The organism is Lacrimispora sp. 210928-DFI.3.58 (genome assembly GCF_020554865.1).
GTDB lineage: Bacteria > Bacillota > Clostridia > Lachnospirales > Lachnospiraceae > Enterocloster.
In genome coordinates, this window is sequence record NZ_JAJCIC010000004.1 from 135,284 (window position 1) to 151,124 (window position 15,841).

Genomic DNA, 15,841 nt, shown 5'->3' on the forward strand with positions numbered 1-15,841 from the left:
CAAACCACCTGTACCTGCGGTATCTTCTTCTCATTTATCCAAACACCTTCCTGCCACCCACATAGGTCTCTAACACAGGAATGTCTTTTATCTTACTCTCCTCCGTCTCAAAGGGATCCTCTCCCAGCACCACAAAGTCTGCCAGCATACCGGGAGCGATCCGGCCCTTTACGGCCTCCTCGAAGCTGGCTTCCGCTCCGCGGATGGTGTAGCTGTCCAAGGCCTCCTGAACCGTGAATTTCTGCTCCGGAAGGTAAGGGCCTACGTTGTCGTGAAGGGTTGTCCTGGTGACTGCGCACTGGATGCAGGCCAAGGCATCCGGCAGCTCCACAGGGCAGTCTGTTCCGTTGCTGACGGAAACGCCGTCCTTCATGAGGGTCTTCCAGCTGTAGCTTGTAGAGGCCAGCTCCTTGCCCACTCTCTGCTCCACAATGTGGTTGTCGTAGTCCAGGAAAATGCTCTGGGCATATACGTGAAGCTTTAAGCGGCTGATGGCCTCAAGCTGGTCCGGACGGGTGATCTGGCAGTGGACGATACCGTGACGGTGATCCTCCCTGGGATGCTCCGACAGTGCCTTTTCGATGGAATGGAGGACACGGTCTAAGATGGCGTCCCCGATGGTGTGGACTGCCACCTGCATTCCCTGCTCATTGGCATAGCAGATCATCTCATCTAAGGTTTCCTGGCTGAATACCGGAATGCCGCAGGTGGTGGGATCGTCTGCATAAGGGCGGCTTAAAAATGCCGTCCTTGCGCCTAATGCGCCGTCTCCCAGCATTTTTAAGGGGCCGATCTTAAAGCGGTCTGTGCCTGCGCCAGTAATATTTCCGGCCTCCACAAAGGCCTGTAAGCTGGGCAGATCTGTAAAGTTGCTCTGCTCATACACGCGTACAGTCAGCTCTCCTGCTGCCTCCAGCTCCTTGTAGGCTGCGTTTACCGTCTCCCAGGGCACGCTGCGGAAAAGGCAGTAATCGTCTGTCTGGCTGCTGGTGACACCGTAGGAGTTCAGCGCTTTGCAGGCCAGACGGATCATATTTTTCAGGGTTTCCTTATCAGGTACCGGGATGGCATCGTATACGATATCCATAGCATTGTCATAGAAACGTCCATCCGGCTCCCCATTTTCTATGCCGATGCGGCCTCCTTCAGGCTGGGGAGTGTCGGCTGTCACATGCAGCAGCTCCAGCACCTTACTGTTTGCCACCAGGCAGTGGCCGCAGGCTCTGACAGCGTAGATAGGAACCTCTGTGGATACCTGGTCTAAGTCATGGCGGTCAGGCATGCGGTGCACATCCTGGAAATAATCCTGATTCCAGCCACGGCCCATGATCCATGCTCCCTCCACCGGCGGATGGGTCTCCATAAATTCCTTCAGGCAGCTGATCATGTCTGCCAGGCTTTCCGTGTGCTTTGCAAGCTGGGCCGCGTTCAGTGCATTTCCAAAGCCCAGAAGATGCATATGGCTGTCGTTAAAGCCGCTGCACACAAAATGTCCCTCCAGGTCTGAGAGCACATCACCCTCTGCCGCCATCGCCTTTGCCTCGGCGCTGCTTCCGGCAAACAGGAACTTCCCTTTTTCCACTACAAATGCCTCCACAAGAGGCAGGGAGCCGGTATAGACCCTTCCGTTATAGTAAATTGTCTTCATGCTATTACTCCTTCAATTACTCGTTATCCTCATAGAACAGGCGGGCGTTCTTCTCCTCTTTTCCAATCCCAAGATAACGCGCCTTATAATCCTTTAACAGCTTGAAATACTGGCCGGAAAGGATCAGGATCACTGCCACGTTCACAAAGGTAGGAATGGCAGAGGTAATGTCCACTACGGTCCAGATAAAGCCTTGGTTGTTGGTCTTAACCAGGTAGATGGTCCACAAAAGACCAGGCAGAGCGCGGACTGCATAGAAAATCTTCATAATGACATTCTTCACAGGTCCCTCCTGCTTATATAAATGCTCCAGGATCGCCAGATAGTAGGTAAACCAGCCGCCGGAGGTAGTGACGGTAAAAATTACCATGATAATTGCCAGAAGAATGCTTCCCACCGTGCCGAAGCTGCCTGCAAATGCACTTAAGGCAAGAGTTCCGCCATTCGTTCCGTCTGTCCAGTTACCGCTTAAGATAACAGAGAGAGCTGTGATCGTACAAACGATGAAAGTATCAAAGAACACCTCAAAGGAGCCCCAAAGGCCCTGCTCCACAGGATGGCGTGTTCTTGCAGAAGCATGGATCATAGGAGAAGTACCCCAACCAGCTTCATTGGAGTATACGGAACGAGCCATACCAACGCGGATCATTTCGCTGACTGCACAGCCTGCAAAGCCGCCGATGGCTGCAGTACCTGTAAATGCATTTGTAAAAATGGATGCAATTGCGCCGGGAACATGTGTAAGGTTCACCAGGATCATGCCAATGCCCATAAGGATATACAGGACACTCATAAATGGAACCAGCTTACTGAACAGGGCTGCGATCCTCTTTGTGCCGCCGTCAGTGATGAAATAGGTCAGTACGCAAAGCAGTGCCCCCATCACAATAACGCCCTCAATCTCAAAGCCGCCAAAGGAAATCATATCCAGCTTAAATGCACCGGAAACCACCTGTGCTGCTGTCAAGGTGGAAGAGGTTACAAAGAAGGTGGAGAAAATGCCCGCTCCGAAGATGATTGCCGGGATCAGCCAAAGCTTGCCCCACTTGCGCTCCTTTCCCAGACCGCACTCCATGTAGTAGGTGGGACCGCCGTAGAAATCGCCCTTCTCGTTTGTATGGCGGTAATAGCAGCCCAGGGTAACTTCTACCTGCTTTAAGATCATCCCTAAGCAGGCTGTCAGCCACATCCAGAAAACAGCGCCTGGTCCGCCTGCTGCCACAGCAGTTGCAACGCCCGCAATGTTGCCGAAGCCAACGGTTCCGCCGATGGCTGTGGAAATGGCCTCAAAGGAACTTAACATACCCTTTTCATTTTCTTGATGCTTGTCCTCTTTTTCAAGAATGCGGCCTGCCGTGCGCTTTAAGATCCAGCCGAAGTAGCGGAACTGAAAGAAGCCGGAACGGATGGTAAAATAAAGCCCTGTCACTACCATCAGTACGATCAGTGGTAATCCCCAAAGGATACCGTCAAGCCAGTTAAGAAAATCAATCATTTTATTTCCCCCTTGTATTTATCGGCAGTATCAGCCCAAACACAAAAAGCAGCGGTATGAACATACCACTGCTCCATAAACTGTGTCCATGAAACAATAGCTCCAACACCTTAACGGTGAGAGTGCATAGCCTGTTCGACTTATGCCCCAACTCAGACGGCCTACGGCAGCCGCTGGTTTCGGCGAAACTTCCTTTTCCTGTCCTTCCCGGACTCCGTTGTCTCCAGACAGGTACTAATAAGCTCCGCGCCTCTATTGCCGACATTTATTTTATTTTCTTATCATAAAATGATTCTCTTTTGCTGTCAATAGTTTTTTAGTATCTTTTCCAAAAAGCCTGACACATCCTCAAATACCTCCATGCGGCCCGGTTCGTTGAGGATCTCATGGCGCATACCTTCATACAGGCGGCTGGTGATAGCATTGTAGCCCTCTGCTGCCAGAAAACCTGCTGCCTGGTAGAACCTCTTTTTGGAGCCCATGCAGGGATCCTCTGAGCCTGAGACAAACAGGATGGGAAGGCCCGGCTTTTCCGGATGCCAGCCCCTCTTTCCGTAGGTCTGGCACAGGAGCACAAGGAGGGACTGATAGCCGTTTAAGGTAAAGGTAAAATTGCAGTAGGGGCTTGCATTGAAGGCCTCTACCACCGCTTTATCTGTACAGATCCAGGCATGGCTCCTCCCCTCTGACCGGAACGGAAGGTCGAAGACGGTAAACAGCTTATCCATAAGCCTGCTTCTGCTCTGCCCTCCCTTTACTGCCGCCAGCATTGACACAAAGGCCAGGCCCAGGCCTGCAAAGGGCGGTTTGCTGGGGGAACCGCAGACAATAAGGCCGTCAAGGTCCCTCTCATAGTATTTTAAATACACCCGCGCAGCCAAAGAGCCCATACTGTGACCAAAAAGAAAAAGAGGCAGTCCCTGAAAGCGCTTCTTCGCATAGCGCGTGATCTGGTGAAGGTCTTTTACCAGGCCAGGTCCGCCATTTTCATAAAAATAGCCCAGATCCGACATGTTCCTGACACTTTTTCCATGGCCCCGGTGGTCGTGTATCACACAGGCAAAGCCTCTTAAGGCCATGTATTTCATAAAGGGCAGATAACGCTCCTTATGCTCACACATTCCATGGGAGAGCTGCAGGATGGCCCTGGGCCTTTTGGGCAGGACTATGAGGACATCAAGAGGCAGGCCGTCATGGCGCGAGGTAAGAGTAACGCTTTCATTGTAGAGGCTGGTGGTATGAAAATCGGTGTTCATCAGGTTCCTCCTTCGGACAGAATGTCATTCTGAGCAGGCACAGACCGCTCCCGCCTGCCAGAATCCATTATATCACGCGCTTTCCTGCCTGTCATGCTTCCGGTTACTGTTTCGGAATACCGTGCTCCCTGTCATTATCCCCCATCTGCTTCTTTCTATACCTGATCCTGTATCCTCCCTGTTCCTCTATTCCATTCCCTCGATCAGATCCGGCAGCCGGCTGATATTTTTCTTTCCAAAGACCGGCTTCCCGCCTCCAATAACAAGGAACATCTGTTGGCTTTTCAAGCATTCTCATCTCTGCAGCAGCCTGAAATACCGGTCATGGGCCTCCTGGTAAGCGCGGTTAAAGTCTTCATCGCGCCCGGAATGCAGCATGGAGATATAGTCATGTACCTGGTGCTTGATCCCAGGTGTTGCCCTGGCTACCGTTGCCACGCCCACATTGGAGCAGACATCGGAGATGCGCTCTGCTTCTGAGAGCAGATTGAAAAATTCCGTGCCGTTAAATACTCCGCACGCTCCGCCGCGGAGGCGCTCCAGATGATGGTTCTTCAATACATTTACCATATCATCCACAACCTCCTCTAACGGTTCGATCTGGCGGGCCGCCTCCAGCTTCTGCCATTTAAAGGCGTCGCTTGTATAGCCCAGGATCGTATCCAGCAGCTCCCGGAGCACCGTCAGCTCTGACAGGGCGTCCTTTGTAAATACATTATCCTCTTCCTTTAATTCTGTGGCGATCTCTGCAATATTTAAGGCATGGTCCCCCAGGCGCTCAAACTCCGTGACCGCGGAATAATAGTAATTCATGATCTCCACATGATGGTGGGTCGTGATCGCAGCTGAGATCTGGACCAGATAGTTACTCACCCGGTCTGCCATGTTGTCAATGTCGTCCTCGTCCTCCTCGATCTGCTTCACCACCTTTGGATCATACTGGGTAAACATATCAAAGGCCCGGTTGATGTTTGTTCTGGCCATCTGGCACATCAACATCAGCACATCATAGCAGCGCCCAAAGGCCAGGGCCGGGGTACTGATGAAGACAGGATTGAGGGCATCCAGCATCTCATCATACTTTCCGACAGCAACAGGCTCGTCCTTTATGATCCGGTAACTGATCTTTTCATATACACCCACAAAGGGCATCAGGAGCACTGCGCAGGACAGATTGAAGATCGTATTGGTGTTGGCAATGCCGCCGGAATGGATCGCACTGTTCCATATACCATTAAGCAGTCCCATTTTATGTATGACTGCCACTGCTACCAGGATCACCACAGATTCGCTTAAATTAAACAGGATGTTCACAATGCCGACCCGCTTGGCCTCCGGCTTTGCACCTATGTTGCAGACAATGGCCGTTGTCACACAGTCGCCGAGATAAATACCTACCAGCACCGCATAGATACCCCCGAAGGTCAGCTGGCCGGAGGTTGAAAACGCCTGCAAAATACCGATGGTCGCAGATGAGCTCTGGAGTACAAAGGCAACTCCTGCTCCGGCCGCATAGCCGATCAGCGGATTACTTCCCAATCCTGAGAAAAGCCGCTCAACAATACCGCTGTCTGTCAGGGCGCTCACCGCATCCGTCATATTCAAAAGCCCGGAAAACAGAATGCCGAAGCCAATGATGATCTGCCCTATCTTGCCCGAATCCTTAGACTTCATGCCCATAACGATGATAATACCGATGATCAGCGCCAGAGGCGCCAGGGTCGAAGGCTTTAAGAATTGCAGAAATGCGGCTCCCGACGTGTTCAAGTCCAGGAGCCGGATGATCTGTCCTGTAACAGTGGTGCCCACATTGGCGCCGATGATGATGCCCAGGGACTGCCGCAGGGAAATGATCCCCGCGCCCACAAGTCCTGAAGTGATCACGATCGTTGCCGTTGAAGACTGGACCACCGCAGTGGTCACCATTCCCAGAAGAAATGCCTTGAGCGGAGTTCCGGTAACTCTCTCCATAGCCTTTTTCAGTGTGCCTGAGGAACTTGCCTTCAGTCCGTCTCCCATCATGCGCATTCCATACAGGAACATTGCCAGGCCGCCAAAAAGTGTAATTGCACTAAAAATATTCATGTCCATCCACCTATAATCTTTTGTAAGGAGGATATCTCTCTCCTCTTTACAAAGATTTTACATGGATTTTACGTAAAATGCTATAGTTTTTTTTCGGATTTTGTAAGAAAATCTTTTCCCCTTATGAACATGAAGCTTACAGCGTCCAGGAAAGGCTCTGCCTCTGCAGCTGCGCCATATGGCGGTAAATACTGTCCTCCCGGCTCATCAATTCCTGCGGCGTCCCCTGCTCTGCCACGATCCCATCCTTCAGCACCACGATCTTATCCGCTCCGGCAACGGTCCTCATCCGGTGGGCGATGATCAGGACGGTCTTGTCCTTTATCAGGGTAGAGATGGCTTCCTGGACAAGGGTTTCGTTTTCCACATCCAGGGAGGCCGTGGCCTCGTCCATCAGAATAATGGGAGCATCTTTTAAAAGAGCCCTGGCAATGGACAGGCGCTGGCGCTCACCGCCGGAAAGGCAGGAGCCGTTTTCTCCTATCATTGTCTGATAGCCATGGGGCAGCTTTTCGATGAATTCTTCACACCTGGCCGCTTTGGCAGCCTCCATCACGGCTGCATCGGAGGCCCCTTTTCGTCCGAGACGGATATTTTCCATGACCGTATTGTTGAACAGCACGACATCCTGGAAAACGATGGAAAACTTTTCCAGAAGAGTCTCCGGATCAATGGTGCTCACATCTGTGCCGCCTATTGTGATGATACCCCGGCTGATATCCCAGAACCTGGCAGCCAGCTTTGCGCTGGTGGATTTTCCTCCGCCGGAAGGCCCTACCAAGGCTGTCACCTGGCCCTGTCTGGCGGTGAAGGACACGTCCTTTAACACCTGCTCCCCCTCCTTATAGGAAAATCCTACATGGTCAAACACGATATCATAGCCATCATAGGAGGCCTCCTCCTGTCCCTTCTGTACTGGCTGCTCTCTGATATTTTTCATGCGCTCCACCACCAGCAGGGTGGAATAAACTGCCGACAGGTTCTGAAGGCAGGTGCTCAAGGGGTCATACAGCCTGGTAGCTGCCAGCATGTATGCGAGGAAGGTCATAAAATCCAGGGAGCCGGCAGACAGCAGGGAAGCTCCAGCCAGCACAGTGGTAGCCATGCCGATCCTTAATATCATCTGGGCTGAGACCACACAGGTTCCATTGGTGAGCTCCAGACGGATGCTAACGGCTTCCACATTGATCAGCTTTTGATACAGGTTTGCAAGATAGCTCTCTCTCTGGTTGTTCGCCTTGATGTCCTGGATGGTCTCGATGCACTCCTGTATCCCGTCGGAGGCAGCCAGCTTCTTCCCCTTCTGCCCCCGCTCCATGCGGTTAATAAGGGGTCTTGTGGCCACAGCCAGAAGAAAAGACACCGGCAGAACCCATAAAACAGCCAGACCCATCCGCCAATCCATTGACAGAAGCCAGGCAGCGATCAGTGCCGTGGACAGCAGGGCTCCTATTAGCTCGGAGATAAAGTGGCTGAAGGCCTTCTCCACAAAGGCGCTGTCCGCCATAATAGTAGTGGTCAGATCCGCCAGATCACGCTGTCCGAAGAAGGCTAAGGGCAGCTGGCGCAGCCTCTCTGCCAGGCCGATCCTCATATTGGCGCTCTCCTTGTAGGAATCCATGAAGGTAGCATTGTACTGAAGATATTCAAAGAGAAAGATCAGGGCCAGGAGAAAGAAACTGGCTCCCAGATAACCTGCCATCCCCAGAGAAGAAGCCTCCTCCCCCACTAAGGGACCCAGCATGCTCTTTAAAAAGAGGAACAGGAGGCTTATCGGAAGCATAAGCCCGATATTTGTCAGGGCGCAGCAGAAAATTGCCCTTGTCAGGTCCTTTCCGCCCTGCTCCGTCAATGCGAATTTCTTTTGGAGATATCTACTCATCTTTTCCACCTACCTTCCATTCTACTGAGGTCTGATAATTCTGCCACATCTTGGCATACAGCCCGTTTTGCTCCAGAAGGGACTCATGATTTCCCTGCTCTGCCACCCTTCCATTTTCCATCACGTAGATCTGATCCGCATGGCAGATCGTGGAAAGCCTGTGGGCGATCATGATAACGGTTTTCCCCTTTACAAGGCTCTCAAAGGCCTGCTGGATCAGGTGTTCGTTGTCCGGGTCTGCAAATGCCGTGGCCTCGTCCAAAAGTACGATCGGCGCATCCTTTAAAATAGCCCTGGCTAAAGCGATCCTCTGCACCTCTCCTCCTGAAAGGTAGGTTCCCTCCCTGCCCACTACGGTGTGAAGGCCCCGGGGCATTTTTTCAATAATGTCCTCGCATCTGGCTGCCTTCAGGGCTTTTAACACCTCTTCTTCCGTGGCATCCGGCCTGGCGGCACGGATATTGTTCAAAAGAGTGTCCTTAAACAGGCGGCAGTCCTGAAACACAAAGCTTACCAGCTTCATAAGCTCCGTGCTGCCGATCTCCCTCACATCAGCTCCCCCTATGGCCACCTTTCCGCTGTCCGCATCAAAAAAGCGCGGGATCAGGCTTACAAGGGTGGTCTTGCCGCCGCCTGAGGGACCTACAATGGCAGCGGTCGTCCCTTCCGGCACCCGGAGGGATACCCGGTCTACAGCCGGACTGCTTTCCCTTCCATAGGAAAATGTGACATTCTCAAAAGTAATGGTATAATCCTTTGGCATTTTCGGATGCTCTGGCTCTGGAAGAGGCTTTTCCTCCATAATGGCCAGGATCCGCTTCATAGCATCGTTGGCGATCATGGTATTTTCACTGGTCCACATGATCTTGTTCATCATGGATGCGCAGATAGGCGTGAATAAAATATAGAAGACCAGGTCTAAAACCACTGTTGTATAGGAGGCTCCGGCAGCTGCATCACCTGCTAACAGGATACCGGCGGGTATCAGCACTGCAAAAACTCCGTTAATGCTGACCGTGTAGGCGCACATGGGGATGCGCAAAGAAGCAGCGTAATTCACCGCCCAATCACGGTAGCGCAGAATGGAGTCATGAAAGCGTTTAAAGGAAAATACGCTCTGCTGAAAGGTCTTTACAACAGGAATGCCCCGGACATATTCCACTGCCTCATTGTTCATATCCTCTAAGGCGTTCTGGTACTGCTTCATGGATTCTGCAAGTCCGGGCCCCATCATACAGCTTAAGCAGAGCACTCCCAGCGCCATGGGTATCAGGCTGATCAGCCCAAACCGCCAGTCAAACACAAGAAGGAGCACCAGCACGGCTACAGGCGTCACCATTGCTCCGGCCAGATCAGGCAGCTGGTGGGCAAGATAGGTCTCTGTCAGTCCTGCCCCATCGTCAATGATACGCCGGAGCTTTCCGCTTCCCTCCTTCTTAAAATAGCCCACAGGCAGCAGAGTCAGATGGTGAAGGGCAGCTGTCTTCATATTTCTGGCAGTGCGGAAGGCCGACAGATGGGTGCACATGAGGGCGGCAAAATAGATCAGCATGCTTAACAGGGCAGATGCCACTGCCATCCATCCAAAGCCGGTCAGGCGGCTGCCGTCAAGGCCGGACTGCCATCTTAGTACCACCTCCTTTATCACGTTCCACATGCACAGGTATGGAAACAGCGCCACCACAGCGCTGATCCCGGAAAGGACGCAGCCTGCCCAGGTGAGATAACGGTGGTTCCCCGCAAAGGTCATAAGTGTTATCTTTCCTCCCGGCGGAAGCTGTGTCATGATCGTTTGTTTCTTTGTTCCTTCCACTTGTTTTCCTCCTCTCAGCTCGTTGCTTGCCGCAATTGTTAGTTGTAGCTAACCATCAGATATAAGGTACTGCCGCCTTCCCAGCCTCTAATACCTCCTTTTTCAGCCAGGATACCGACGGCAGGATCCGTTTCCTTGCAAGTTTATAACGTCGTTATATAACACCGTTATTATCTCTCTGTTTCTATTTTGCGTCAATAGGATGGAATGTATAATTTTTCTCATTTTCCCATTATCCAAAATAGAATCACCACACACCGTATGTCTTACTTTTTTCGGCAGAACTATAAGGCGGTCTTTGATAATATTCCTTTATCAGCTTGAGGAGATAGCCTGCAGCCTCATTGGGGACAAAGCCGCGCCGGAAAACGGGCAGCTCGGAACGCTGGCTCTAAGTCCGCCCTACCTGACCGCGCCTTGAGGCGCTGGCTTTCTCTTTAATGCTGCCACTGAGTACGAACATGACCGTTTTTCCTACTTTCTCTGCTCCAATGCCAAGCCAATCAATCGATCTGTATGATCCGCCATGAACAAAGGGATGTTCAGAACATCATCATCCAGTTTCAAATTGTCCAGGGAAAACCGGACACGGAGTTTCACTTGTTCCGGAAACAATTCCTTGAATTTCCTGAGGCTCTTGCTGGCAGTATTAGCTTCAGACTTGACTTCAACGGGGAAAATATCATTCTCGCGCTGAATCAGGAAATCAACTTCATAAGGCGGATTGTTCTGGGCCCAGTATCGGGGGACTGCCTCAAACTGTGTGAGCAGGGTCTGCAGCACAAAGTTTTCAGTCAGTGCGCCCCTGAACTCGGTGAACAGGCGGTTGCCTTCACCAAAGGCAGTGGGAGCCAGCAGCGCCAGACGGCGGAGCAGCCCCACATCCACCAGATAAATCTTAAATGCAGACAGGTCATCGTAGGCAGCCATCGGCAGGCCGGGAGCAGCGCTGCGGTAGATTTTATGCACCAGTCTGGCATCCACCAGCCACTGCAAAGCATCTTCGTATTCACGGGCTCTTGCGCCCTCTTTGACAACCTTATAGATAAACTTCTTATTCTCCCTTGCAAGCTGGGACGGTATGGACTTCCATATCATGGATATCTTTGGGAACTCGCTGACATTGGGATGCTTGGCAAAGTCCCGCTCGTATGCACCAATGATTCCGGACAGAGCTTCCTGCATAGCAGAAACATCCCTTGCCTCCGTCCACATTAACACTGGTTCGGGCATACCGCCAGTGACATAATACATTTTCAGCTTCTCATAGAGTGGATTGAAAAAAGCATCAGGAATCGGTTCGATGGTATCCACACTTTCCAGGAATCCCATAAGATTTTCATCTCCGTTGGCAAGCAGAAATTCTGTGAAGGTCATTGGATCGATTTGCATAAAGTTGACTTTGCCTACCGGAAAAGAGGATGGCTTCGCCAGGGCAATTCCCAGCAGAGAACCGGCGCAGGCAATGTGGTACTGCGGCGCATTTTCACAGAAATACTTCATGGAGTTAACGACCTTTGGACAATCTTGCACCTCGTCAAAGATAATGAGAGTCTTTTCCGGCACGATCTTTTGACCGCTGGCCAGTATCAGATTTTGCAGAATACGATCCACATCCTTGGTGGTCTCAAAAAACTGCTTGTATTCCTCATTTTCGTCGAAGTTAAAATAAGCAATATTTTCATAATAGCGTTTGCCAAATTCTTTGAGAATCCAGGTCTTGCCTACCTGACGCACGCCTTTTAAGATCAATGGCTTACGATAGGGTGAATTCTTCCAATCCAGCAGTTTCGATCGAATCAATCGTTCCATGGAAACACTCCTTCACATTTTTATTGGGGTTTCTGTGTATTATAATCACATTTTTATTATATGCTCATCTTACGAAAATTACAACCGATATCACAAAATTGGGCATTAAAACCGCCGGCTTAGCACACCACCAAGCCGGCTGTTTCAAACCATCACATGTTCAATTAGCAATAGAACTCCATCAGATCGGTCAGCTGCTGGAGGCTCATTCCCAGCTCCTTCCTATACTGTATCATATATCAAGCCTCGCTGTCTGGTGGATGCAGGTTTATCCGCTATACGGCTCACAAAAGCTCCTCCAGCTTCAGGATATAGACCCAGCCCGCATGCTGGAACTTTCCCAGAGTCAGGGCACATTCCAGGGCCTCCTCCCTGGAGATATCGTGGGATACGAACTCCTGTATCTGCCGGAAGAAGGTGTGGCAGATAATGTGGATCAGGGACTCCCTAAGCTCCGGCACAGAGTGGCCGATGGATTTTAAGGCCTCTATCATATCCCGGCAGGACTGCTCCTCGATCCCTGCCAGCTTTTCAAAAAATTTCTCGCCGGCTCCCGGCGCCCCGCTGCACAGGATCAGCTTAAACACATCATAGTGGTCGTAGATATAGTTTATCATCCATGGAATATAGTCGTCTGTCACCGTCATCAGCGCACCTGGCTGCTCATGGGGCGGCAGAGCGGCAAAAATCTCATGGACCTTCCGGTACAGCTCCACCAGCTCGTCTTCTGTCTCCTCTGTCAAGGCCTGAAACAGGGCCTCCTTCCCGGAAAAATACCCGTAGATCGCTCCTGTGGTGACAGAGGCCTCCTTTGCTATCCGCCTTAAAGAGGCCCGCTCATATCCATAGGTCAGAAATTCTTTTTTCCCTGCCTCCAGGATATCTGCCTCTGTGTTTTTATTATTATGGATCCCCATACGCTTCTTTCCTGCCTTCCATGTATCATGCATGTTCTGTATTTCTATAACGTTGTTATATTACTGTTATTATGCCTTTGTTTTGGCGGACTCGTCAATAGTTTTGGCGGAAATCTGATATTTTTTCTCAATACCGCCGGCCAGGCTTTTTGTCGCATAGAGGACTCCGAAGGAGTTTCTATAGGAAAAAGAATCCTGCCGCGCAGGATTCTCCGCCTGCGGCGGGTCGCTTCAGCGACATAATTCCATTCCGCCGCAGTGCGATCCTGCCCGGAGGGCTTTTTGTTACATAGGGGCTCCGAAGGAGTTTCCTATGTAACAAAAAAGCAGGGCAAAAGCTCTCCTCCCTTTTTGCCCTGCTTTACAGCTCTTTTTACTATAATTACACTACCGCTTTACATGAAATGCCTCAAACTGGGGATATACGCTTCCCTCTCCCAGCTCCTCCTCAATGCGCAGAAGCTGGTTGTACTTTGCAACTCTCTCCGATCTGCTGGGCGCGCCTGTCTTGATCTGGCAGGTGTCAAGAGCTACTGCCAGGTCTGCAATGGTGGTATCCTCTGTCTCGCCGGAGCGGTGGGATGCAATGGCGGTGTAGCCTGCACGGTGAGCCATCTTGATGGCCTCCAAAGTCTCTGACACGGAACCGATCTGGTTCAGCTTGATCAGGATGGAATTTCCGCAGCCCAGCTCGATTCCCTTCTTAAGCCTCTCTGTATTGGTAACAAACAGATCGTCTCCTACCAGCTGCACCTTGTCTCCCAGCTCCTTTGTCAGAAGCTGCCAGCCTTCCCAGTCTTCCTCATCCAGTGCATCCTCAATGGAGATGATCGGATATTTCTCCACCAGGTTCTTCCAGTGGGCGATCAGCTCCTCTGAGGTAAAGCGGATGCCTGCCTTCGGCAGGATGTATTCGCCCTTCTTTCCGCTCTTCCACTCGCTGGATGCAGCGTCCATAGCAAGGACGAAATCCTTTCCGGGTTCATAGCCAGCCTTCTTTATTGCCTCTAAAATATACCGGATCGCCTCCTCATCGCTGGCAAGATCCGGCGCAAAGCCGCCCTCATCTCCCACAGAGGTAGCCAGTCCCTTTGACTTTAACAGGGCAGCTAACGCGTGGAATACCTCTGCACACCAGCGCAGTCCCTCCTTAAAGCTGGGGGCGCCTGCAGGCATGATCATAAATTCCTGTACGTCTACGGTGTTGGCTGCATGGGCGCCGCCGTTTAAAATGTTCATCATCGGAACAGGAAGGCGGTTGCCGGAAATGCCTCCTAAGAAGCGGTAAAGAGGAATATTCATGGCGGCAGCCGCTGCCCTTGCTGTTGCAATGGACACTGCCAGGATAGCATTGGCTCCCAGATTGGACTTGTCCTTTGTACCGTCTGCCCGGATCATGGCCTTATCAACGGCATAGATGTCAGATGCATCCATTCCTGCAATGGCCTCGCAGATCACTGTATTGATGTTCTCCACTGCTTTTGTAACGCCCTTGCCCAGATATCTGCCCTTATCTCCGTCACGAAGCTCCAGAGCCTCAAACTCTCCTGTAGATGCTCCGCTGGGTGCGGTGCCTCTTCCAACTGTGCCATCTATCAGAGTCACCTCTGCCTCAACTGTAGGGTTTCCTCTGGAATCCAGAATCTCTCTTCCGATCACTTTCTCAATCTCTAAATATTCCATTGATAGTCTCTCCTTTCCGATTTCCGCAGACTTCCCCACCGGAGGGCGGGCAGCCCTCCGGTGAAAGGTATGTGTAATAAGGAGTCCGCATGATTTATTCGCATTAAGTTAGATGTAACTAACCATAGTCATTATACGAAACTTCTCTTAAAACCGCAAGGATCCTTTCTGATAGATTTTCTCACTTTTTTCACGGCATTCCCTTCTGTTCTCTCCGATATTTCCTCTCCCATTTGTCAAAATCCCACTCTTCTGCAAAACAGGCTGCCGCCTTCCTCCCATTCTCAAAAAGAGCTCTGCTCTCTTCCCGGCTGATATTGAAATCCACAGCGCTGACATTCTTCTTCTCCCCGTCTATGCCGATCTCTGTGGGGATCCGTATCGTTCTCTCCGGATCTCCTGCCAGAGAATGGATTTGATCAGTCGCATCCATGCAGGTGGAGACAATGGCCTTCAGATGATCGATGAGATTCCACCGTTCAGGACATGGTGCGCCCCAGGACCCGGTGCAATTTTCCTTTTGGCTGCTCTTAAATTGAAAGCCCAGAGTTGGCCGTACCTGTCCCGCACTTCCATCATCCAGAACCCACAAGGGAAAATTGCTCAAAAGGCCGCCATCCACGATCACATGCTCCCTGCCTATCCTGTCCTTCAGCCGCACCGGCTCAAAGAAAACAGGGATGCTGACGCTCATTCTCACAGCAAGGGCTACGGGAAATGCTCCCGGCTCAAGGCCCAGCTCCCCCAGATCATCCGGCAGGATCAGCAGATGCTTTGAGGTCAGGTCGCTGGCCGTGATCTTAAGCCTTCTGCCCAGCCTGGCTACGTCATCAAATACACGGATCCCTTTCCTGTCCAGCAGCTTCCATATCCATTGCTCCAGATAATCCGTATCATAGATCCCAAAATGCAGCCATATGGACAGCATTTTTCCGAATGTTCCCAGCAGATCCAGTATATCCCTGCCCTTGAATTTCATATAATCGAGGGATTCCAGCTCTTCCTTCAGTTCCCCGCTGCTGTATCCCGCTGCCAGCAGGGCCGCAACCATGGCTCCTGCGGAGGAGCCTGCCAGATCCACGAAAGAAAAGCCTCTTCTCTCCAGCTCCCATGCCGCACCCACATGGCCGATCCCGCGGACACCGCCTCCCTCAAATACTCCATTGCATGGCTTCATAAATACCTCCATCCTATCCATTGACCCAAAATGTCCCCATTCTCCTACAAGCGTATGAGAACAGGGACAAAAA

The 15,841-nt window shown here is 51.4% G+C and carries 10 protein-coding genes and 1 riboswitch; all 10 genes read right to left on the reverse strand.

The window, feature by feature from the left end:
* Positions 1–34: 34 nt before the first annotated feature.
* Positions 35–1,648 carry an amidohydrolase gene (locus LIZ87_RS04315; RefSeq protein WP_227145470.1) on the reverse strand — a complete coding sequence of 538 codons (1,614 nt, stop codon included), beginning with the start codon at positions 1,646–1,648 and terminating at the stop codon, positions 35–37.
* A 16-nt stretch (positions 1,649–1,664) separates the two neighbouring features.
* Positions 1,665–3,143, reverse strand: a complete 1,479-nt coding sequence (locus LIZ87_RS04320; protein WP_227145472.1) for an alanine/glycine:cation symporter family protein — start codon at positions 3,141–3,143, stop codon at positions 1,665–1,667.
* Between the two features lie 89 nt (positions 3,144–3,232).
* Positions 3,233–3,406, reverse strand: a riboswitch (Lysine riboswitch).
* A 42-nt stretch (positions 3,407–3,448) separates the two neighbouring features.
* On the reverse strand, positions 3,449–4,399 hold the full coding sequence (locus LIZ87_RS04325) for an alpha/beta fold hydrolase (RefSeq protein WP_227145474.1): 951 nt from the start codon (positions 4,397–4,399) through the stop codon (positions 3,449–3,451).
* Positions 4,400–4,693: 294 nt separating this feature from the next.
* Positions 4,694–6,484, reverse strand: a complete 1,791-nt coding sequence (locus LIZ87_RS04330; RefSeq protein WP_227145476.1) for a Na/Pi cotransporter family protein — start codon at positions 6,482–6,484, stop codon at positions 4,694–4,696.
* Between the two features lie 136 nt (positions 6,485–6,620).
* A complete protein-coding gene (locus LIZ87_RS04335) occupies positions 6,621–8,366 on the reverse strand; it encodes an ABC transporter ATP-binding protein (RefSeq protein ID WP_227145478.1) in 1,746 nt (581 codons plus the stop codon).
* Positions 8,359–10,152 (reverse strand): ABC transporter ATP-binding protein, encoded by a 1,794-nt coding sequence (locus LIZ87_RS04340; RefSeq protein ID WP_264467893.1) that lies wholly within the window; start codon positions 10,150–10,152, stop codon positions 8,359–8,361. The genes LIZ87_RS04335 and LIZ87_RS04340 overlap by 8 nt, the downstream gene beginning before the upstream one ends.
* A 501-nt stretch (positions 10,153–10,653) precedes the next feature.
* Positions 10,654–11,991 (reverse strand): ATP-binding protein, encoded by a 1,338-nt coding sequence (locus tag LIZ87_RS04345; protein ID WP_178316437.1) that lies wholly within the window; start codon positions 11,989–11,991, stop codon positions 10,654–10,656.
* A gap of 284 nt (positions 11,992–12,275) precedes the next feature.
* The gene (locus tag LIZ87_RS04350; protein WP_330664536.1) at positions 12,276–12,941 is read right to left on the reverse strand and encodes a TetR/AcrR family transcriptional regulator; all 666 of its coding nucleotides are present in this window, start codon (positions 12,939–12,941) and stop codon (positions 12,276–12,278) included.
* A gap of 354 nt (positions 12,942–13,295) precedes the next feature.
* Entirely contained in the window at positions 13,296–14,591 is a 1,296-nt protein-coding gene (eno, locus tag LIZ87_RS04355) for a phosphopyruvate hydratase (protein ID WP_227145481.1), read from the reverse strand.
* A gap of 190 nt (positions 14,592–14,781) precedes the next feature.
* Positions 14,782–15,768 (reverse strand): patatin-like phospholipase family protein, encoded by a 987-nt coding sequence (locus LIZ87_RS04360; protein ID WP_227145483.1) that lies wholly within the window; start codon positions 15,766–15,768, stop codon positions 14,782–14,784.
* Positions 15,769–15,841: the final 73 nt, after the last annotated feature.

Bases quoted from the DNA above. Each gene is read 5' to 3' on its own strand.
- LIZ87_RS04315 (WP_227145470.1), bottom strand. From the start codon at position 1,648: ATGAAGACAATTTACTATAACGGAAGGGTCTATACCGGCTCCCTGCCT.
- LIZ87_RS04320 (WP_227145472.1), bottom strand. From the start codon at position 3,143: ATGATTGATTTTCTTAACTGGCTTGACGGTATCCTTTGGGGATTACCA.
- LIZ87_RS04325 (WP_227145474.1), bottom strand. From the start codon at position 4,399: ATGAACACCGATTTTCATACCACCAGCCTCTACAATGAAAGCGTTACT.
- LIZ87_RS04330 (WP_227145476.1), bottom strand. From the start codon at position 6,484: ATGAATATTTTTAGTGCAATTACACTTTTTGGCGGCCTGGCAATGTTC.
- LIZ87_RS04335 (WP_227145478.1), bottom strand. From the start codon at position 8,366: ATGAGTAGATATCTCCAAAAGAAATTCGCATTGACGGAGCAGGGCGGA.
- LIZ87_RS04340 (WP_264467893.1), bottom strand. From the start codon at position 10,152: ATGACACAGCTTCCGCCGGGAGGAAAGATAACACTTATGACCTTTGCG.
- LIZ87_RS04345 (WP_178316437.1), bottom strand. From the start codon at position 11,991: ATGGAACGATTGATTCGATCGAAACTGCTGGATTGGAAGAATTCACCC.
- LIZ87_RS04350 (WP_330664536.1), bottom strand. From the start codon at position 12,941: ATGCATGATACATGGAAGGCAGGAAAGAAGCGTATGGGGATCCATAAT.
- eno (WP_227145481.1), bottom strand. From the start codon at position 14,591: ATGGAATATTTAGAGATTGAGAAAGTGATCGGAAGAGAGATTCTGGAT.
- LIZ87_RS04360 (WP_227145483.1), bottom strand. From the start codon at position 15,768: ATGAAGCCATGCAATGGAGTATTTGAGGGAGGCGGTGTCCGCGGGATC.